Raw genomic sequence first — 20,238 nt, 5'->3', positions numbered from 1 at the left:
CCCCGCGGGGTCACGTCACGCCCGGAGCATGGGAAACACCATGAGCGCACGCAGCGTGGAGCGCGGCACGTCCCCCCGGACCGTCGCCGTCGTGACCGAGAGCTTCCTGCCCACCCTCAACGGCGTGACCACCAGCGTCCTGGCGGTCCTCGACCACCTGGAACGCCGAGGCCACCGCGCGGTCGTGATCGCGCCGGACACCCCGGGGCTCGCGCAGTTCCGGTCGCGCAGCAGTGTCGAGCGCTACCGCTCCTTCGACGTGCACCGGATCCCCGCCGTCGCGTACCGGCAGTTCCCCGTCGCACTCCCCCACCCCGTCCTCGACACGATCCTCGCCGCCTCCGGCGCCGACGTGCTCCACGCCGCGAGTCCGTTCCTGTTGGGTGGGCGCGCGATCACGGCAGCCGGGAGGCTCGGCATCCCTTCCGTCGCTGTCTTCCAGACCGACGTGGCCGGTTTCGCCCGCCGCAACGGCTTGACGGCGACCGTCCCGTTGGTCCGCAGGATCCTCGGCCGCATCCACGCTGGCGCCTCGCTGACGCTCGCGCCGTCGAGTGCGACCGCCGCGATGCTCGCCGAGGACGGGGTCCCCCGCGTCGCACGCTGGGGGCGCGGGGTCGACACCGAGCTCTTCCACCCGGCCCGACGGGAGTCCGCCCACGTCCGAGCGCTCCGACGCCGGATCGCGCCGCACGGCGAGACGATCGTCGGCTACGTCGGGCGACTGGCGCCGGAGAAGGAGGTCGAACGGCTCGCCGAGCTCGGCGGGATCCCCGGCATCCGCGTCGTCGTGGCCGGCGGTGGACCGTCCCGCGCGCTGCTCGAACGGCGACTGCGGCACCTCGACGTCACCTTCACCGGACCGTTGCGCGGCGACGCCCTCGCTGACGCGTACGCCTCGCTCGACCTCTTCGTGCACACCGGTCCGGCCGAGACCTTCGGGCAGACCCTCCAGGAAGCGCACGCCTCGGGGCTGCCGGTGATCGCGCCGGCGTCGGGTGGTCCGCTCGACCTCGTCGCCCCCGGACTCGACGGCGAGCTCTACGACACCGACGCACCGCAGGCCCTGCGACAGGCGGTCCTGCGGCTCCACCACGACCGCGCACTCGCGGAACGGATGGGATCGGCGGGCCGTCTCCGGGTCGAGGGCACCACGTGGGAGGCCGTCGGCGACCAGCTCCTGGGGCACCACGACACGGCCAGGAACATCGGCGCGCCGCCCGTCGGTCGGGGCCTGCGGGCCGGTCGGGACGAGAAGGTCAGCACCCGCGCATAGGATGGGACGTGTTCCACACGAACACGAACGGCAAGGGCTCGCCGATCGGGCGAGCCCGTCCTATGGAAGGACGAGCTCATGGCTGAGCCCACCGGCGGCGGTACGGCGACCGCCGTCCCCGAAGTCACGATCGAGGCGCCCCGCGCCTCTCGGAAACTCGAGGGCACGCTGTACCGCGGATCGACCGGCATGTGGTCGTGGGTCCTGCACCGGATCACCGGTGTCGCGATCTACTTCTTCCTGCTCGTGCACATCCTCGACACGGCACTCGTGCGCCTCTCACCCGAGGCGTACAACGCGGTCATCGGCACGTACAAGACCCCGATCATGAACCTCGGCGAGATCGCCCTGGTGATGGCCATCGTGTTCCACGCGTTCAACGGGCTCCGGATCATCCTCGTCGACTTCTGGTCCAAGGGGCCGAAGTACCAGCGGGCCATGTTCTGGGTCGTCATCGTCCTGTGGGCGATCGCGATCGCGGGCTTCCTGCCCCGCCAGCTCATGAACCTCTTCGCGGACTTCAACTAGAGGGGCACCTGATGACCACGCAGATCGTCGAACCTCCCCGTTCCGCCTCGGCCGCTCGCCGCTCCACCAACTGGGAGAAGTGGGGCTGGATCTACATGCGCGGCTCGGGCGTCCTGCTCGTCGTGCTGATCTTCGGCCACCTCTTCGTCAACATGGTGGCGGGCGAGGGCGTCAAGCAGATCGACTTCGCCTTCGTCGCCGGCAAGTGGGCCAACCCGTTCTGGCAGGTGTGGGACTCCCTCATGCTCGTCCTGGCGCTCATCCACGGCTCGAACGGCATGCGCACGATCGTCAACGACTACGTGTCGAAGCCGGGCATCCGGAAGACGCTCCTCGCCGCGATCCTCATCGCGTGCGTCGTGCTGATCGTCCTCGGCCTGCTCGTCTGCTGGACGTTCGACCCGTGCCCCGCCGGCGCAGCCGCCGCGGACCTGCCCTCCTTCTGCCCGGCGCAGTAGCACCATCGCCGCTGCCGACCGCCTTCCCACCGTCTACGGAAAGACCCCTGTGACCGAGACCACCGTGCACCACCACCAGTTCGACATCGTCATCATCGGCGCAGGAGGCGCGGGCATGCGTGCCGCGATCGAGGCCGGCCCGAAGGCGAAGACGGCCGTCATCTCGAAGCTCTACCCGACCCGCTCGCACACCGGTGCGGCGCAGGGCGGGATGGCCGCGGCCCTCGCGAACGTCGAAGAGGACTCGTGGGAGTGGCACACCTTCGACACGATCAAGGGCGGCGACTACCTGGTCGACCAGGACGCCGCCGAGATCCTGGCGAAGGAAGCCATCGACGCCGTCATCGACCTCGAGAACATGGGCCTGCCGTTCAACCGCACGCCCGAGGGCAAGATCGACCAGCGTCGTTTCGGCGGCCACACCCGCGACCACGGCAAGGCACCGGTCCGTCGCGCCTGCTACGCGGCCGACCGCACCGGCCACATGATCCTGCAGACGCTGTTCCAGAACTGCGTCAAGCTCGGCGTCGAGTTCTACAACGAGTTCTACGCGCTCGACCTCATCATGGTCGACGTCGTGGGCGAGGACGGCGTCACGCGCAAGCAGCCGGCCGGCGTCGTCGCGTTCGAGCTCGCCACGGGTGAGCTGCACGTGTTCCACGCCAAGGCGATGATCTTCGCGACCGGCGGCTTCGGCAAGATGTACAAGACCACCTCGAACGCGCACACCCTGACCGGCGACGGCGTCGGCATCGTGTGGCGCACGGGCCTGCCGCTCGAGGACATGGAGTTCTTCCAGTTCCACCCGACCGGCCTCGCGGGCCTCGGCATCCTGCTGACCGAGGGTGCTCGTGGCGAGGGTGCGATCCTGCGCAATGCCTCCGGTGAACGCTTCATGGAGCGCTACGCCCCCACCATCAAGGACCTCGCCCCACGCGACATCGTCGCCCGGTGCATGGTGCAAGAGGTTGCCGAGGGCCGCGGTGCCGGCCCGAACAAGGACTACGTCCTGCTCGACTGCACGCACCTCGGTGCCGAGGTCCTCGAGACCAAGCTCCCGGACATCACGGAGTTCGCCCGCACCTACCTCGGCGTCGACCCCGTCGTCGAGCCGGTGCCCGTCATGCCGACCGCGCACTACGCGATGGGTGGCATCCCGACGAACACCGACGCACAGGTGCTCTACGACAACACCACCGTCGTCCCCGGCCTCTACGCCGCCGGCGAGTGCGCGTGCGTCTCGGTGCACGGCTCGAACCGTCTCGGCACGAACTCGCTCCTCGACATCAACGTCTTCGGCAAGCGCTCGGGCAACAACGCCGCCGAGTGGGTCAAGACCGCCGAGTTCCTCCCGCTGCCCGAAGACCCCGCTGCCGGCGTCCGGGCGATGCTCGACCAGTTGCGCGCCTCGACCGGCACCGAGCGCATCGCCGTCCTGCGCAAGGAGCTGCAGGACGAGATGGACAAGAACGCCCAGGTGTTCCGCACCGACGAGTCCCTCGCCCGCGTCACCGAGACCATCCACACGCTCCGGAACCGCTTCATGCAGGTCTCCGTGCAGGACAAGGGCAAGCGGTTCAACACCGACCTGCTCGAGGCCGTCGAGCTCGGGTTCCTGCTCGACCTGGCCGAGGTGGTCGTCTACTCGGCCCGCAACCGCAAGGAGAGCCGCGGCGGCCACATGCGCGACGACTACCCGAAGCGCGACGACGAGAACTACATGCAGCACACGATGGCGTACCTGACGGGCGACCCGCACTCGTCACTCGCCGACGACCACATCACGCTGGACTGGAAGCCGGTCGTCGTGACCCGGTACCAGCCGATGGAGAGGAAGTACTGAGATGACCGACACCCTGGTCTCCGACGCACCCCGGACCGACACCACCGACGCGCCTCCCGGGTCCTTCTCCGTCACGCTCATCATCCGGCGCTTCGACCCGGACGTCGACGACGAGCCGCGCTGGCAGGACTTCGACGTCATGATGCTGCCGACCGACCGCATCCTCGACGCCCTGCACAAGATCAAGTGGGACCAGGACGGCTCCCTGACGTTCCGACGTTCCTGCGCCCACGGGGTCTGCGGCTCGGACGCGATGCGCATCAACGGCCGGAACCGGCTGGCGTGCAAGACCCTGATCAAGGACCTCGACGTCTCGAAGCCGATCTACGTCGAGGCGATCAAGGGCCTGCCGCTCGAGAAGGACCTCGTCGTCGACATGGAGCCCTTCTTCAAGTCCTTCCGCGAGGTCCAGCCGTTCCTGCAGCCGAAGACGGCGCCCACCCCGGGCAAGGAGCGCATCCAGTCGGTGGCCGACCGCGCACGCTTCGACGACACCACGAAGTGCATCCTCTGCGCTGCGTGCACCTCGTCGTGCCCGGTGTTCTGGACCGACGGGCAGTACTTCGGCCCGGCCGCGATCGTGAACGCGCACCGCTTCATCTTCGACTCGCGTGACGACGCCGCCGAGGTCCGCCTCGACATCCTCAACGACAAGGAAGGGGTCTGGCGCTGCCGGACCACCTTCAACTGCACCGACGCCTGCCCCCGTGGCATCCAGGTGACGAAGGCGATCTCCGAGGTCAAGCAGGCCGTCATGCGGGGCCGCGCCTGACACTCGGGGTCGTCCAAGACTCGACATCGACTCCACCGATAGGCTCCGCTCCATGACGTTCGCGGCCACCCGCCCCATCCTCGACCAGCTCGGCTACACGATCCGCTACGTGCAGCTCCCCGGAGAGACCCTGCACGAGCCGCCGGTCGAGGGTGCGCTCCGCGTGGTCCCGTCCGAGGCGTCCGACGAGTTCGCGCTCGAGGTCGTCGACTACGGCACGGCTCGTCGCCTCGCCACCGCGCGCGGTGAGGAGGACGCGGTCGAGATGCTCCGTCGGTTCCTGAACCGGCCGTTCCCGGCTCCGCGCGACATCGCCCGGCACGAGCTCGACGGGCTCCGTGACCGTGCGGCGTCGACGTACCCGCAGCTGGCGCAGCAGGTGTCGCAGGCCGGAGAACAGGGGTTGACCATCCAGATCCCCGCGGGCGTCCCCGTCGACCGCATCGGTGGTCCGGACGGCTACCTGCTGCACCCGCTCGACACCCCGCTGCCGAGCCGGTCACTGCCGCCGCACGTCGCCGGCGTCCCGGAGACCCACCGCTACCTGGTCGAGCGCCCGTTCATGGTGAACGTCCGCTTCGTGCAGCCGTGGTTCGAGCAGCCGGGCGGCGCGCTCCGCTTCCAGATCGCCGACCCCACGGTCACCGTGCGCGACCTCGTCGTCGACGGTGCACTGGCTCGACTCCGCGTGGTCTGACCCCGCGCACGCCGCAGATCGGCCCGCACCGCGCTTTCGCGCAGTGCGGGCCGATTGCCGTTGTGTCGAGTTACGCCTGGTCGGGGCGGTCGTACTGCGCGCCGGCCGGGTTCGGCGGCAGGCAGCCGAACACGATCGCGGCGATGCCGACGAACATCCCGATGAGCCAGAGCGGACCGGCGAGGTTCGCGTCGTGCACGCGGCGCCACCCCAGTGCGATGTTCGGGATGAGGGTCGCGAGCCACCACAGGCCGTACAGGACGAGCAGGATGAAGATCCACGCCGGGGGTGCACCCTCGGTCTGGGTGTAGCCGTACTCGTCGGTGGTCGAGGCCGAGACGCTCCACGAGATGATACCGGCGATGAACCCGCCGTACAGAACGAGGGTCACGATCGCGTTCGCCAGGATCCAGTACCAGTACTCACTGCGGCTGGCGCGCCCGTCGAACCGGGCGTACTTCTTGAAGAAGCGCGTGAAGGCGTCGAGGAACCCGGCACCGTAGAAGGGTGCCCACAGCGGCGGAGCTCCGTCGGGCCCGACCGGGATCGGCGGACCGGCCTGCGGGTACGGGTCGGCGTACTGCTGGCCGTACCCGGGCTGCTGGCCGTACTGGGCAGGCTGCTGGCCGTACTGGGCAGGCTGCTGGCCGTACTGGGGCTGCTGACCGTACGGACCAGGCTGCTGTCCGTAGGGTCCGGGCTGCTGCCCGTAGGCACCAGGCTGCTGCCCGTACCCCGGCTGCTGTTGCCCAGGGTCAGGCTGCCCCGACGGCCGGTCGCCACCGGGCTGGCCCCACTGCGGTGTGTCGTTGCTCATCGAGCGCCGGTCGGTCGGTCGTAGCGCTCGCCCTGCGGGTTCGAGGGCAGCAGGCCGAACACGATGCCGACGATGCCGACGAAGATCGCGATGATCCACAGGGCACCGGGCAGGTTCGCGTCGTGCAGGCGTCGCCAGCCGAGGGCGAGCGTCGGGATGATGATCGCGAGACCCCAGAGTCCGAGCAGGATGCCGGCGATCACGAAGAGCGCGGACGGGCTGGTCACCGTCGACTGCACGCTCGCCGAGGTCGCGGTCGACATCGACACCGTCGAGCGCTCCGACGTGGCGAAGCCGATGCCGTACAGGATGCCGAGGACGATGCCGACGATCGCGTTCGCCAGGTACCACCACCAGAACTCGCTGCGGCTCGCGCGGCCGCTGAAGGTCGCGTACTTCTTGAAGAAGCGTCCGACGGCCTTGCCGAAGGAGATCCCGTACCAGGGGGCCCAGATCGGCGGCTCGCCGTTCGGGCCGGTCGCCGGCTGCTGGCCGTACTGCGGCGTTCCGTTGTACGGGTTCGGCTGGCCGCCCGGCTGCTGGCCGGACGGGTTCTGCGGGTACTGGTCACTCACGGTGTCCCCCTCGATCGTTGGCTGGTAGTCGGGTCCGAGTCAACCAGAACCGTCGCGCGGCCGTCGCTCGCTACCCGCGGTGGGGTTCGTCGTACCGCTGCCCCTGCGGGTTCGAGCCCATCAGACCGACGATCAGCGAGAACAGGACGCCGAGCGGCGGGATGATGAAGAGGAAGGCGAAGTACCCGCTCAGGTTCACGTCGTGCAGTCGTCGCACCGTCAGGGCGATGAAGCCGAGGGCGCAGGCCAGGGCCCAGAGCCCGCTCAACCCGTTCGACGCATCGTCGAAGAACGGCAGCACGTTGAAGAACCCGCCGACGATGCCGGTGGCCGCCGAGCCGATGACGTACCAGAGGGCCCAGAACCAGAACTCCGACTGGCTCGCGCGGCCGTCGAACCGGACGTACTTCTTCCAGAACCGCGGGAACGCCTGCACGAACGGGATCCCGTACCAGGGTGCCCACAGCGGGGGCTGGCGCGGGCCGGTCGGCTGCTGGCCGTACGGTCCGGGCTGCTGTCCGTACGGTCCGGGCTGCTGGCTGTACGGTCCGGGCTGCTGGCCGTACGGTCCGGGCTGCTGGCCGTACGGGTTCTGCGGCGGGTACTGGTCACTCACTGGTTCGTTCCTTCCGAGGCCGACTGCGATCACCGTCGAGTCTGGCAGCGGCGGCGACCGGACGCGTCCCCCCAGCGGAGGACAGCGCAGCGACTGCGCTCCGACAGGGCTCCGACCGGCGCTCCGACCGACTCAGGGCAGCAGCGCGAGCTTGCCGCCGGGGTGCCCGGACTCCAGCAGCTCCGCGGCCGTCTTCGCCTCGGCGAGCGGGAACGTCCGCGCCACCGGGACCTCGAGCTGTCCGGCCCCGGCCAGGTCGATCAGTCGCTGTCGCACCGAGTCGCGGAACGCCTTGCTCGCTGGCTGCGCCCCACCGACCGCGGCGAACCCCGCCTCGGCGGCGCGCGCCTGCGCGGCGATCGTGACGATCCGGTCGCGGTCCGCGACCACCGCGAGCGAGACGTCGACGGCCTCGTCGGTGCCCACGCAGTCCAGTGCCACGTCGATGCCGGAGGGTGCGAGCGACCGGACCCGTGCCTCCAGGCCGTCGCCGTACGCGACCCACTCGCCGCCGAAGCGTCGCACGACGTCCGCACCCCGCTCGGAGGCGGTGCCGATGACGCGCGCGCCGAGCAGGCGGAGCTGCTGCAGCAGGCTGACGCCGACTGCGCCGGAGGCACCGTGCACCAGCACGGTGTCGCGCCCCGCGGCACGGGTGACGCGCAGCATGTCGGCTGCGGTGGTGCCCGCGAGCAACAGGTTCGCCGCCTCGGGGAAGCCGAGCCCGACGGGCTTCGCGAAGACGTCCGCGGCCGGGACGGTGAGGGACGACGTCCAACCGCCGGCGATCCGGAACGCCAGGACCTCGTCGCCGACCGCTCCCCCGCCGGACGCGATCGTGGTGTCCGGTCCGACCGCGGTGAGCACGCCGGCGACCTCGTAGCCGACGGGCACCGGCAGGTCGGCCGGGTCGCCTTGCCGCGTGTGCTTCGTGTCGGCGGGGTTCATGCCGGCGGCGCGGACCGCGATGGTGACCTCACCGGGTCCGGGTGCGGCGACCTCGGTGTCCACGAACTCGAGGACCTCGCTGCCGCCGAACCGCGGTGCCACCCAGTGCTTCGTCATGCGGCCGACGCTACGCCCCGATCCGCCGGCGGCGTGCGCGGAGGGTTCGTGCACGGAGCACCATCACGGCGATGCCGCCGAGCAGCATCGCTCCTGCCGCGGCCAGCGGGATCGTCGGGTCGCTGCCGGTGAAGGCCAGTTCCGTCGTACCGCCGCCGTTGTCGCCGCCACCGACCACCGGGACCGCGGGAGCCGTCGAAGCGGGAGCGGTGGGCGTGGGAGCCGAAGCGGTCGGCGTCGGCGTCGCGGTCGGCGCAGGTGCGCGGACGGTCACGACGTAGGTCTCCGTGTCCGGCGGTGCCGTGCCGTTGTCGACCGTGATCGTCACCGTCGTGGTGCCGGGCGTGGTCGGCGTGCCGGAGATGACGCCCGTGTCCGGGTTGATCGTGAGTCCGGGCGGCAGGGTCCCTCCATCGGAGTACGTCGGTGCCGGGTTGCCCGTCGCGGTGACGGGGAACGAGTACGGCGTGCCGGCGGTCGCGTCGGTCGGGGTGCCCGAGGTGATCGTCGGTGCGACGCTCTCGGACGGCGTCCCCGCAGCCGGGCAGTTCGTCGGCCGGGTGATGGTGTTGTCGTCGAGCGTCACCGCTGCGTTCCGGGCGAGCAGTCGGCCCACGACCGTCGCACCCGTCGTGGCGGTCACGGACTGGTCGGCGAGGACGGTGCCCTGGAACTGGGCGGCGCTGCCGAGGGTCGCTGAGCTGCCGACCTGCCAGAACACGTTGCACGAACTCGCGCCACCGGTGATGACGATCCTCGTGCCGGACCCGATGGTCAGGGTCGACGCGGCCTGGAACACCCAGACGGAGTCCGCGCTGCCGGCCAGGGTGAGCTGGCCGGTGTTCGCGAGCTGCAGCGTGTCGCCGTTGTAGACGCCCGGGCTGAGACTGAGCCCGTTGAGCTCCTGGAGGCCGGTCTGCGTCGGCGTCAGCGAAGCGGCCACGTTGTAGGCGGTCGTGGTGTCCGACTGGGCCTGCGCGGCCGCCGCGTCGGTCTGGTGCACGGTGCCGTTCACGGTCCCGTTGCCGGTGCCGCCGAAGCCGGTGATCGAGGTACCGGGCGAGACGCCGAGGTCACCGTTGACCACGGTCGGCCCGGTGTTCGTCACGGTCTGCGCGCCGAGGACGCCGTAGCTCGCTGCGGTCCCGAGACCGACGGGGCCGTCGATGATGGTGGCGGCGGACGCGGCCGAGGAGGCGCCGAGGGCGAGCGCTGCGGCCAACCCGATCCCGGTGCTGACGACGATGAGCGGACGGAGGATGGGCGTTCTGGCCACGGAGGCCCCTGCCTGAGATGGCGAAGAGCCGATCGGGCATCGGAGACACCCGGCGTTCACCGTGTCCCGAGTGTGTCCGGATCGCATGTGTTCCGAGGTCCTGACTCCCAGGTTCGCCCGGATCGGCCGATGGCGGACAGGATCCGTCCGATCTGGACCACGACGGCTGTTCGGTATCGTCCTCACATGCCGCGCGCCGCGATCGTCGTCAACCCCGTCAAGGTCGACCTGCGGGTCCTCCGGAACACCGTCGCGGCCGAGGAGGCCCGGAACGGCTGGGATCCCACGACCTGGTTCGAGACCGCGGCGTCCGACGACGGCCGCGCCGCCGCGGTCGACGCACTCGCCACCGCGCCGGACGTCGTCCTGGTCGTCGGCGGCGACGGCACGCTGCGTGTCGCAGCCGAGGTGCTGCACGGCTCCGGCGTGCCCCTCGCCGTGCTCCCCGTGGGGACCGGGAACCTGTACGCCCGGAACCTGCGCATCCCGCTGAACGACGTCGCCGGCTCGGTCCGAGCCGCCTTCAGCGGAACCGATCGGCCGGTCGACCTCGCGTTCGCCGAGCTCACCGACCCGCAGGGCGCCACAACACGCCACGCCTTCCTGGTGATGGCGGGCATCGGCCTCGACGCGAACATGGCGGCCAACACCAACGCACGCCTCAAGAAGCGGTTCGGGTGGCTCGCGTACTCCGACCCGATCATGCGGTCCGTCATCGGCAACCGGCAGATCGACCTGCGGTACCGCCTCGACGACGGTGACACCCGGACGATGCGGGCGCACACCGTCATCGTCGGCAACTGCGGCACCCTGACCGCCGGCGTCCTGCTGCTGCCCGCCGCGAAGCCGGACGACGGGGTGCTCGACGCGGTCGCGTTCCGCCCCGGTCGGACGGTCGGCTGGGCCGGCGTCGGCTACGGCCTGTCGCTGAACCGATTCTTCCACCGGACCGGCTTCGGTCGCTTCCTGTCGTGGCTCATCCCGGCCACCCGGACGCTGCGGTACACGAGCGCACGGGTCCTCGACCTCGAGCTGGACCAGCCCGAACAGGTCCAGCTCGACGGCGACCCCTTCGGCACCGTGGTGGCGGTGCGGCTGACGGCGGACCACGGCGGGCTCACCCTCCGGGTGGGGCCGTCGCGGTGACCACGTGAAGACGGGAGGCCCGGTGCCAGCTGGCACCGGGCCTCCCGTCTTCACCGGGCCACGTCGAGAGCGTCAGCCGCGCGCGACACGCACCCGGTCCGCGAACGCTGCGTGCAGCGGGTGCTCCGCGGCGAGGCCGGTGATCTGCGTCACCACGTCGGCATCGGACGCGTCCGAGGCCAGCAACGCCTGCAGCTCGACGCTCTGCTCGTCGTCGGCGACGTCGAAGCGGAGCGCCGCGCCCATCGCGTCGAGCAGCGCGGTCGGCTCGGTGCCGTCCTCGGCCAGCGCCGCGGCGGGCGAGACGAAGCGCTCGTCACGCGACAGCTTGCGGAGCGGCTGCCGGCCGACGCGGGTCACCGTGTCGGGCAGGTGCGGGTTCTCGAACCGGGCGATGATCGCCTGGACGTAGGCGCGGTGCACCTCAGGGTCGAGTTCGTGGCGGCGGACGAGCAGGTCGCTCGTCTCGGCGAGGACGGACTCGAGCTCGGAGCGCACCGCGGGGATCGCGATGGCGTCGGAGATCTTGTCGGCCCCGGCGACGAAGCCGTGGTACGCGACGGTGGCGTGCCCGGTGTTCACCGTGAAGAGCTTGCGCTCGATCGAGGCGGCGAGGCCATCGACGTAGTGCGCGCCGGGGATCTCCGGCTCGTTGCCGCCGAACGGCGTGCGGTCGATGGCCCACTCGAAGTAGGTCTCGACGGTGACGTCGAGGCCGGCGCCCTCGGGCTGGGCCGGCACGATGCGGTCGACGGCGGTGTTCGCGAAGACGGCCTTCGCGAGTGCCGCGTCACGGCCCTCGGCCGGGAGCGAGTCGACGATGAACTCGCGCAGACGGTCCGTGGCGTTCAGGGCGTTCTCGCACGCCATCACGGCGATGGGCGCAGCGTCCGCGTCGCGCTGCTGCAGCGCCCGCGCGATCACCGGGGCGATGAACTTCAGGACGTTCGGGCCCACGGCGCAGGTGACGATCGCGGCAGTGGCGATCTCGGCGACGACGCCGTCCTCGTCCTGCGCGCTGTTCAGGGCGCGGAAGTTCGTGACCTCGTGGTCCTGCGCTCCGGTGCCGACCTCGTGCACGGTGTACGAGTCGGCGGCGGCGAGGGCGTCGATGAGCGGCGCGGCGACGTCGGCGAAGACGACCTCGTAGCCCGCTTCGTGCAGGAGCAGGCCGACGAAGCCGCGGCCGATGTTGCCGGCACCGAAGTGGACGGCGGTGCCCCGGTCGGTGGTGCTCACTCGTTGACCTCGCCGAGGATCGACAGGATCGCGCTGGTGTCGGCCGCGTCGGTGAGCTTCTGGACCTCGTCCTCGTCGGAGAACACGATCGCGATCTTGGACAGGATGTCGAGGTGCTCGTTGTTCACGCCGGCGATGCCGACGACGAAGCGCACGGGGTTGCCGTCCCAGTCGATCGGGCTGGCGTAGCGGATGAACGACAGCGCGGACGACTTGATGGCGTCCTTCGCGTCGTTCGTGCCGTGCGGGATGGCGAGGAAGTTGCCCATGTACGTGGACACGCTCTTCTCACGCTCGAGCATCGCCGGGTAGTAGTCAGCGGTGACCGCGCCCGCAGCTTCGAGGATCTCGGCTGCCTCCTTCATCGCCTCCGACTTGGTCGGCGCGGTGTCCTCGGTGTGGATCCGGATCTGGCTCTCCTGCAGGACGGGCATCGTGGTTCTCCTTGGTGTTCGAGGACGTGACGGAGGGGACGGGGATGTCCCCGTCCCCTCCGATACTGCACTTCGTTACTGGTGGTGGCGTTACTGGTTCTTGAGCTGGTCGACGACCTGGTCGTACTGCGGCGCGTTCATGAAGTTGCCGACCGACACGTGCTGCGCGTTCGGGTTCTTCTGCTTGGCGCGGTCCGTCAGTTCTTCCTGCGTGATGATCAGGTCCTCGTCACCGGACAGGTTCGCGATCGCCTTGTTGGTGACCGTGACCCCTTCGATGCCCGCCTTCTTGATCTTGTTGCGCAGGACGCTGGCGCCCATGGCGCTCGACCCCATGCCGGCGTCGCAGGCGAACACGAGGTTCTGGACCTTCGTCGCGGTGGCGGTGGTGCCGGCGGCGGCTGCCTCTTCCGAGTTGGCCGGGGCGGTGCCGCCGAAGAGCCCTGCGGTCGCGGCGTTCGCGTCGCGGCCCTTGGTGGCCTGCATCTTGTCGAACGCTGCGGTCATGTCGCCGCCGCCGTTGGCGAGGTCGCGCTTGCGGCTGGCCAGCAGGAAGAACGACGCGACCGCGAAGGTGACCGCTGCGGACAGGATGACCGACAGGATGACGCCGACGTAGCTGTCCTTCGCCGTCGCCGTCAGCACGGCGAAGATCGATCCGGGCGAAGCCGGGGCGACCAGGCCGGAGCCGAACAGGACGTTCGTGCCGACGCCCGTCGCACCACCGAGGATGACGGCGATGAACAGGACCGGCTTCTGCAGCACGTACGGGAAGTAGATCTCGTGGATGCCACCGAAGAACTGGATGAGGATCGCACCGGGAGCGGTCGAGCGGGCGATGCCGACACCGAAGAAGGTGAAGGCGAGCAGGATGCCCAGACCGGGGCCGGGGTTCGCCTCGAGCAGGAACAGGATCGACTTGCCGGAGTCCTGCACCTGCTGGGCGCCGAGCTGGTCGAGCACACCGTGGTTGATGGCGTTGTTCAGGAAGAACACCTTGGCCGGCTCGATGATGACGCTGGCGAGCGGCAGCAGCGAGTGCTGGACGAGGAAGTTCACCGCGTCACCGAGGCCCTCGGCGATGAGCTTGAACAGCGGGGCGAGCCAGAAGAACCCGACCATCGCCAGCCCGAAGCCGAGGATGCCGGCCGCGTAGTTGTTGACGAGCATCTCGAAGCCCGGCTTGATCTTGCCGTCCCAGATCTTGTCGATCTGCTTGATGAGGTACGCGCCGAGCGGCCCGCAGATCATCGCGCCGAGGATCATGATCGTGCCGTTGGCGCCGAGGATGACGCCCATCGCCATGATCGAGCCGACGACGGCGCCGCGGGTCTCGTAGATCATCCGGCCGCCCTGGAAGGCGATCGCGAGCGGGATCAGGTACGTCAGGATCGGGCCGACGAGACCGATGTTGGCCACACCGTCCGTCTCACCGAACCCGCCGAGGATCCCGACGGGGGTCCATCCGGTCTCGATGAAGAAGGCGGTGATCAGGCCCCACGCGATGAAGATCGCGATGTTGGGCATGACCATGCCGGAGAGGAACGTGCCGAACTTCTGAACGGCGACGCGTGCGCCGCCCCGCGACTTCGCGGGTGCGTCGGGCGCTGCAACGGACGACGTTGTCATGTGCGGTGACTTTCTGTGTGGTGGAGCTGCTGCTGGTGCGGAGGGGGTGTTGGGGATGGTGCGGCTCAGACGGCGTGCGCGGCCGCTGCGGCGGACTTCGCGGCCGCCGCCGTGGACGCGGCGAGTGCCGCCTGGGCCATCTCGCGGGCCTGCTCGAGCGTGTGCTGACCGAGTTCGGCGCGCACGTCGGCCAGGGCCGCGGGGGTCATGGAGAGGGTGGTGGCGCCGAGGCCGACGAGCACGACGGCGAGCAGCGGGTCGGCTGCGGCCTCACCGCAGATGCCGACGGGCTTGCCCGCGTCGGCACCGGCCGCACCGAGCTGCGCGACGAGGCGCAGGACGGCGGGGTGCCACGGGTCCTGGTAGGACGCGACGGTGCCGAGCATGCGGTCGGCGGCCATCGTGTACTGGGTCAGGTCGTTCGTGCCGATCGACACGAAGTCCGCGTTCTGGAACACCTGTTCGGCCATCAGGGCGAGCGACGGCACCTCGGCCATCACGCCGGCGGTGCGGATGCCGAGCTCGCGGGCCAGGGTGACGAAGTACTCGGTCTCCTCGGCGTCGGCGACCATCGGGGCCATGACCCAGAGGTCGGCCTCGGTCGCGGCGTCCGCCTGGGCGAGTGCGACGAGCTGGTCGCGCAGCACCTCGGGGTGGTTGCGCAGCGCACGGAGTCCGCGACGGCCGAGCGCCGGGTTCTCCTCGTCCTTGTCGGTGAGGAACGGCAGCGGCTTGTCGGCACCGGCGTCGAGCGCTCGGACGACGACCTTCTTGCCCGGGAACGCGGCGAGGAGCTGACGGTAGGACTCGGTCTGCTCGTCGACGGTCGGCGCCTTCGGCGAGTCGAGGAAGAGGAACTCGGTGCGGAAGAGCCCCACGCCCTCCGCACCGAGAGCAACGGCGCCCGCGGCGTCGGCGGGGCTGCCGAGGTTCGCGAGCAGGGGCACGACGTGGCCGTCGGCCAGGGCACCGGCGGTGAGCGGTGCGGCGGCCGCGGCGAGCCGGTCGGCGATGCGCTGCTCGACGTCGGCCACCAGGGCCTCGGACGGCTCGGTCACGACGGTGCCGGCGACGGCGTCGACGACGATCGGCTGCCCGTCGGCCAGGTCGTCGGCACCGGTGACGCCGACGATCGCGGTGATGCCCTTGGCACGGGCGAGGATTGCGGTGTGCGAGGTCGGGCCGCCGTCGCGGGTGACCAGCGCGAGGACCTTGTCGAGGTCCAGCAGTGCGGTGTCGGCCGGAGCGAGGTCACGGGCGACGAGGACGAACGGGGTGTCCGACTCGGGGACACCGGGGGCGTGCACGCCGCGGAGCTTCGCGATGATGCGCTGGGCGACGTCGTCGAGGTCGGCTGCGCGCTCCCCCATGTAGCCGCCCATGCCGACGAGCAGGTCGCGGAACTGCGCGAACGCCTCGTACACGGCACGCTCGGCGTTGGTGCCGCCGTCGATGCGCGTGTGCACGTCGTCGAGGAGGGTCGGGTCCTGCGCCATGAGCGCCTGCGCCTCGAGCACGGCCTGGGCGTCGCCGCCGGCGAGCTGTCCGCGCTTGTTGAGGTCCTCGGCCACCGCGGCAAGTGCGTCGTGCACGGCCTGCTTCGCATCGTCCGCCGAACCGGTCAGGGCGTCCTTCGACGGTTCGCCGAGCGGGTCCGCCATGCGGAGCACGGGGCCGTGGGCGACGCCGCGGCCGACGCCGGTGCCGAGCAGTTCGGACATTCGAGACTCCTTCATCTCACACGCGCTTGCGGTGGGGTGTTCGTTCGGTGCGCGCACGGCTGAGACGGGACCTCGCCGGTGCGGCTGAGCAGCACACTACCCCGATCCGCGTTGACAAACAAACACATCCGGGGATAAAAATACAGAAACAGATGCCCGTTTGCGTCTGGCGGCCAGCCGTTCCGGCTCGGTTCCGCCAGGTTCGTGCCCGGTCATGTCCGTTCCGTTCCGACCAGGAGACGACGAGGTCCGATGTACGCACCAGAACGCCACCAGCGCATCGTCGAGCAGGCGCGCGCGCAGGGGCGGGTCGACGTCAAGGACCTCGCTGAGCTGCTCGAGGTCACGCCCGAGACCATCCGCCGCGACCTCACCTCGCTGGAGCGACGAGGATTGGTCCGACGTGCCCACGGCGGCGCCATCCCGGTCGAGCGCATCACGATCCACCCCGGCGTCGGCGACCGCGGCGGCATCAACCAGGCCGAGAAGATGGTCATCGCCGAGGCCGCGCTCGAGGAGCTGCCGGAGAACGGCTCGATCATGATCGACGCCGGCACCTCCACCATCTGCCTCGCCGAGATGCTGCCGACCGACCGCGGACTCACCGTGGTCACCCACTCGCTCCCCGTCGCGATGGCCGTCGCGAACCGGCCGGGCATCGACCTGCACCTGCTCGGCGGCAACATCCGCAGCGACTCCCTGGCCGGCGTCGGCACGTGGACGCACCAGCTCATCGGCATGGTGAGCGTCGACGTCGCCTTCGTGAGCATCAACGGCATCACGCCGGAGCGCGGCCTGACGACCCACAACATGGCCGAGGCCGCGGTGAAGTCGGCGATGATCAAGTCCGCCCGCCGCAGCATCCTGCTCGCCGACCACACCAAGTTCGGCCGTGAGGAGTTCGGCCGCGTCGCACCCCTCGCCGCCATCGACACGATCATCACCGACCCCGCCGTCAACCTCGACCTGGTCCGCGAGGTCGAGGCCGCCGGCACCGAGGTGTTCTGGCCCGGTCGACCCTGACCGCTCGCCCGACCCGACCATCCGGCGCTCGCTAGCATGAGCGCACCACCCATCGACAGGAGTACATCGATGTCCGAAGCCACCCGCACCGTGACCGTCGCCAGCGCGTCCGGCCTGCACGCGCGCCCCGCGTCCCTCTTCGTCCAGACCGTGACGGCCTCCGGCCACCAGGTCACGATCGCCAAGGGCGACAAGTCCGGCAACGCCGGCAGCATCCTCGCCCTGCTCGGCCTGGGCATCGAGAACGGTGATGAGGTCAGCCTCACCGTGACCGGCGACGACGCCGAGACCACCGCCGACAGCCTGGTCGAGTTCCTGCAGACGGACCACGACGCGGCCTGACGCCGCACTGCGACGGACGGGAGGCACGGTGCCAGCTGGCACCGTGCCTCCCGTCCGTCGTGCGGTCCCCCGCACTGCCGGGCCCGGGCCCGCGCCCGCCCCGTCCGTCCGGCCCGCCCCGCCCGTCCGGCCCCGCCGAGGTTCCGAAATCTCGTCATCTCGGCGTCGCCCGGGCCGGTCCACGGAACCCCGGCGAACGGCACGCGGCGAGTCGTGGAACCTCGAACCGGTGCGGTCCGGGGCTGTCGGCGCCCGCCGATAAGGTGGTCGGCATGACACGCCTGCGCCTCGCATCCGTCAACGTGAACGGCGTCCGCGCCGCCTTCCGCAAGGGCATGGGCGACTGGCTCGCCACCCGCGACGTCGACGTGCTCGCCCTGCAGGAAGTCCGTGCGTCGAGCGAGGACCTGGCCGGTCTGCTCGGCGACGAGTGGGACATCGTGCACGACCCCGCGACCGCCAAGGGCCGGGCGGGTGTCGCGATCGCGTCCAGGCACTCGGCCCAGATCCACCGCGTCGCCCTCGGACCGGACGAGTTCGACTCCGCCGGCCGCTGGCTCGAGGCCGACTACGAGATCGGCGGCACCACGGTCACGGTCGTGTCCACCTACGTCCACTCGGGCGAGGTCGACACCCCCAAGCAGGACGAGAAGTGGAAGTTCCTCGACGCCATGACCGAGCGGCTGCCCGCCCTCCGCGCGCACAACCCGCTCGCCGTCGTCGTCGGTGACCTCAACGTCGGGCACGACCAGCGCGACATCAAGAACTGGAAGGGCAACGTCAAGCGAGCGGGCTTCCTGCCGCGCGAGCGTGCCTACTTCTCGCGCTTCTTCGGTGCCGACGGCGAACCGGTCGAGGGCGCTGACGGCTCGACGGGCCAGGGGCTCGGCTGGGTGGACGTCGGGCGTGCGCAGGCCGGCGACGTCGAGGGGCCGTACACGTGGTGGTCCTGGCGCGGCCAGGCGTTCGACAACGACACCGGCTGGCGCATCGATTACCAGATGGCCACGCCCGACCTCGCGGCGAAGGTCACGGAGTACACGGTCGACCGCGCCGCCGCGTACGACCAGCGATGGTCCGACCACGCCCCCGTGGTCGTCGACTACGAACTCTGATCCCCACTCGTTGCGCTCCACCTGACCCACAGGAACACCACCATGACCAAGACCCGCATCTTCTCGGGCATCCAGCCGTCCGCCGGCTCGCTACACCTCGGCAACTACGTCGGCGCGCTCATGCAGTGGCGCGACCTGCAGGACGACTTCGACGCCATCTACTGCGTCGTCGACATGCACGCGATCACCTCGCCGCAGGACCCGGCCGAGCTCCGCGCGAGCACCCGGGCGACGGCCGCGCAGTACATCGCGTCGGGCATCGACCCGACGAAGTCGACGCTGTTCGTGCAGTCGCACGTGCCGGCCCACGCCGAGCTCGCCTGGGTGCTCAACACCCTCACCGGTTTCGGTGAGGCGAGCCGGATGACCCAGTTCAAGGACAAGTCGGCGCGGCAGGGGTCCGAGGCCGCGTCGGTCGGGCTCTTCACGTACCCGGTCCTGATGGCCGCCGACATCCTGCTGTACGACACCAAGGTCGTGCCGGTCGGCGACGACCAGCGCCAGCACGTCGAGCTCACCCGCGACCTCGCCGGACGCTTCAACTCGCGGTTCGGCGACACGTTCGTCGTGCCCGAGGCCCGGATCGGCACCGAGACGGCGCGCATCTACGACCTGCAGGACCCGACGAGCAAGATGAGCAAGTCCGCGGCGTCCGACAGCGGCCTGATCCGGCTGCTCGACGACCCGAAGCGCACCGCGAAGAAGATCAAGTCGGCCGTCACCGACGACGAGCGCGAGATCCGCTCCGACCGGCAGGCGAAGCCGGGCGTGACGAACCTGCTCGCGATCCTGTCCGCCTTCAGCCGGACCCCCGTCGCCGAGCTCGAGGCATCGTTCGCGGGCAAGGGCTACGGGGACCTCAAGGGCGCGGTCGCCGACGCCGTCGTCGCCGAGCTCGAGCCGGTGCGCACCCGCACGCTCGAGCTGCTCGACGACCCGGCAGAGCTCGACCGGCTGCTCGCCGTCGGCGCGGACCGAGCCGAGTCCATCGCGCAGGAGACCCTGGCGCGCGTGTACGACCGGATCGGGTTCGTCCCGCGCTCGCGCGGCTGACCGTGCTGCCGGTCACGCTGGAGTCCGCCCGGGTCCGACTCGACGTCCCGACCCGGGCGGACACCGCGGCGATCACCGACGCCTGTCAGGACTCGGACATCGTCCGCTGGACGACCATCCCCACGCCCTACCGCGAACAGGACGCACGGACCTTCGTCGACGCCCTGGTCGGTCCCGGCTGGGCGTCGGACCGCGAGTACACCTGGGCGATCCGTCGGAGTGGGTCCTCCTGGCTCGAGGGGATCATCGGGTACCGCACCGCCGGCCGCGACCTCGGCTTCTGGCTGGCGCCCTCGGCCCGCGGTGCCGGGTTGATGCACGATGCGGTGGAGCTCGTCGTGGACTGGGCGTTCGAGGATGGTGCTCCGGACGTCTACTGGGAGTGCTACGAGGGCAACACGGCGTCGGCCGCGGTCGCCCGCAGCGCCGGGTTCTCGTTCACCGGCGTCGGGCCCGCCCGGATCCCCGGACGCGACGGCGGACCGACGACCGCCTGGACCGCCCTGCGCCGGGCCGACGGTGCGCTCGCATCGGACCTCCCGTGGCCCGACGCTCCGTGACGCAGCGCTCCGTGACCCGGTCCCGCATGACGCCGCGTTCCCGACGATGACGC

General features: G+C 70.5%; 21 protein-coding genes. 12 read left to right on the top strand and 9 right to left on the bottom strand.

Translation table 11 applies throughout. The features are described from left to right. Positions 1–40: 40 nt before the first annotated feature. The 6 genes from M4960_RS13355 to M4960_RS13330 all read left to right on the top strand — a co-directional run bounded on the left by M4960_RS13355 (position 41) and on the right by M4960_RS13330 (position 5,574). A complete protein-coding gene (locus tag M4960_RS13355; protein WP_235035928.1) occupies positions 41–1,276 on the top strand; it encodes a glycosyltransferase family 1 protein in 1,236 nt (411 codons plus the stop codon). Between the two features lie 78 nt (positions 1,277–1,354). Then, entirely contained in the window at positions 1,355–1,804 is a 450-nt protein-coding gene (sdhC, locus tag M4960_RS13350; RefSeq protein ID WP_123292180.1) for a succinate dehydrogenase, cytochrome b556 subunit, read from the top strand. Positions 1,805–1,815: 11 nt separating this feature from the next. Then, a complete protein-coding gene (sdhD, locus tag M4960_RS13345) occupies positions 1,816–2,262 on the top strand; it encodes a succinate dehydrogenase, hydrophobic membrane anchor protein (RefSeq protein ID WP_111086628.1) in 447 nt (148 codons plus the stop codon). A 49-nt stretch (positions 2,263–2,311) separates the two neighbouring features. Next, entirely contained in the window at positions 2,312–4,105 is a 1,794-nt protein-coding gene (gene sdhA / locus M4960_RS13340) for a succinate dehydrogenase flavoprotein subunit (protein ID WP_123338916.1), read from the top strand. A 1-nt stretch (position 4,106) separates the two neighbouring features. Further along, complete coding sequence (locus M4960_RS13335) at positions 4,107–4,877, top strand: succinate dehydrogenase iron-sulfur subunit (protein ID WP_123292177.1); 771 nt, start codon at positions 4,107–4,109, stop codon at positions 4,875–4,877. A 52-nt stretch (positions 4,878–4,929) separates the two neighbouring features. Continuing rightward, positions 4,930–5,574, top strand: a complete 645-nt coding sequence (locus M4960_RS13330) for a TNT domain-containing protein (protein ID WP_248704486.1) — start codon at positions 4,930–4,932, stop codon at positions 5,572–5,574. Between the two features lie 70 nt (positions 5,575–5,644). Here M4960_RS13330 and M4960_RS13325 read toward each other — a convergent pair whose 3' ends face one another. From M4960_RS13325 to M4960_RS13305, 5 genes are all read right to left on the bottom strand, one after another. Further along, positions 5,645–6,391, bottom strand: coding sequence for a DUF805 domain-containing protein (locus tag M4960_RS13325; protein WP_248704485.1), 747 nt, complete (start codon positions 6,389–6,391; stop codon positions 5,645–5,647). Next, positions 6,388–6,966, bottom strand: a complete 579-nt coding sequence (locus tag M4960_RS13320; protein ID WP_123292176.1) for a DUF805 domain-containing protein — start codon at positions 6,964–6,966, stop codon at positions 6,388–6,390. Before M4960_RS13320 ends, M4960_RS13325 begins: the two co-directional genes overlap by 4 nt. A gap of 70 nt (positions 6,967–7,036) precedes the next feature. Next, the gene (locus tag M4960_RS13315; protein WP_248704484.1) at positions 7,037–7,582 is read right to left on the bottom strand and encodes a DUF805 domain-containing protein; all 546 of its coding nucleotides are present in this window, start codon (positions 7,580–7,582) and stop codon (positions 7,037–7,039) included. A 132-nt stretch (positions 7,583–7,714) separates the two neighbouring features. Next, the gene (locus M4960_RS13310; RefSeq protein ID WP_248704483.1) at positions 7,715–8,647 is read right to left on the bottom strand and encodes an NADP-dependent oxidoreductase; all 933 of its coding nucleotides are present in this window, start codon (positions 8,645–8,647) and stop codon (positions 7,715–7,717) included. Between the two features lie 10 nt (positions 8,648–8,657). Further along, positions 8,658–9,923, bottom strand: a complete 1,266-nt coding sequence (locus M4960_RS13305; protein WP_248704482.1) for an ice-binding family protein — start codon at positions 9,921–9,923, stop codon at positions 8,658–8,660. 186 nt (positions 9,924–10,109) lie between these two features. On the opposite strand from M4960_RS13305, the gene M4960_RS13300 reads away from it, so the two are divergent. Further along, entirely contained in the window at positions 10,110–11,069 is a 960-nt protein-coding gene (locus tag M4960_RS13300; protein WP_248704481.1) for a diacylglycerol kinase family protein, read from the top strand. A 72-nt stretch (positions 11,070–11,141) separates the two neighbouring features. On the opposite strand, the gene M4960_RS13295 is transcribed toward M4960_RS13300, so the two are convergent. The 4 genes from M4960_RS13295 to ptsP form a co-directional block, all read right to left on the bottom strand. Continuing rightward, positions 11,142–12,308 carry a mannitol-1-phosphate 5-dehydrogenase gene (locus M4960_RS13295; protein WP_248704480.1) on the bottom strand — a complete coding sequence of 389 codons (1,167 nt, stop codon included), beginning with the start codon at positions 12,306–12,308 and terminating at the stop codon, positions 11,142–11,144. Beyond that, on the bottom strand, positions 12,305–12,742 hold the full coding sequence (locus tag M4960_RS13290) for a PTS sugar transporter subunit IIA (protein WP_027466426.1): 438 nt from the start codon (positions 12,740–12,742) through the stop codon (positions 12,305–12,307). Before M4960_RS13290 ends, M4960_RS13295 begins: the two co-directional genes overlap by 4 nt. A 90-nt stretch (positions 12,743–12,832) precedes the next feature. Continuing rightward, positions 12,833–14,371: a PTS mannitol transporter subunit IICB gene (locus M4960_RS13285; protein WP_165903544.1), complete on the bottom strand. Its 1,539-nt coding sequence runs from the start codon at positions 14,369–14,371 to the stop codon at positions 12,833–12,835. A gap of 65 nt (positions 14,372–14,436) precedes the next feature. Continuing rightward, positions 14,437–16,092 carry a phosphoenolpyruvate--protein phosphotransferase gene (gene ptsP / locus M4960_RS13280; RefSeq protein WP_123292171.1) on the bottom strand — a complete coding sequence of 552 codons (1,656 nt, stop codon included), beginning with the start codon at positions 16,090–16,092 and terminating at the stop codon, positions 14,437–14,439. A gap of 252 nt (positions 16,093–16,344) precedes the next feature. Between ptsP and M4960_RS13275 the strand changes: the two genes are divergently transcribed. From M4960_RS13275 to M4960_RS13255, 5 genes are all read left to right on the top strand, one after another. After that, entirely contained in the window at positions 16,345–17,115 is a 771-nt protein-coding gene (locus tag M4960_RS13275) for a DeoR/GlpR family DNA-binding transcription regulator (protein WP_111086639.1), read from the top strand. Positions 17,116–17,184: 69 nt separating this feature from the next. Beyond that, on the top strand, positions 17,185–17,457 hold the full coding sequence (locus M4960_RS13270) for an HPr family phosphocarrier protein (RefSeq protein ID WP_111086640.1): 273 nt from the start codon (positions 17,185–17,187) through the stop codon (positions 17,455–17,457). Between the two features lie 272 nt (positions 17,458–17,729). Continuing rightward, a complete protein-coding gene (locus M4960_RS13265) occupies positions 17,730–18,572 on the top strand; it encodes an exodeoxyribonuclease III (protein ID WP_248704479.1) in 843 nt (280 codons plus the stop codon). A gap of 42 nt (positions 18,573–18,614) precedes the next feature. Continuing rightward, positions 18,615–19,625, top strand: a complete 1,011-nt coding sequence (gene trpS, locus M4960_RS13260; protein WP_111084195.1) for a tryptophan--tRNA ligase — start codon at positions 18,615–18,617, stop codon at positions 19,623–19,625. Positions 19,626–19,627: 2 nt separating this feature from the next. Then, positions 19,628–20,185: a GNAT family N-acetyltransferase gene (locus M4960_RS13255; protein WP_248704478.1), complete on the top strand. Its 558-nt coding sequence runs from the start codon at positions 19,628–19,630 to the stop codon at positions 20,183–20,185. Positions 20,186–20,238 lie beyond the last annotated feature (53 nt).

The sequence above is a fragment of the Curtobacterium sp. MWU13-2055 genome (assembly GCF_023242305.1).
Classification (GTDB): domain Bacteria; phylum Actinomycetota; class Actinomycetes; order Actinomycetales; family Microbacteriaceae; genus Curtobacterium.
The sequence above is the reverse complement of the archived record's forward strand: the minus strand, read 5'-3'. Positions and strand labels throughout refer to the sequence as shown.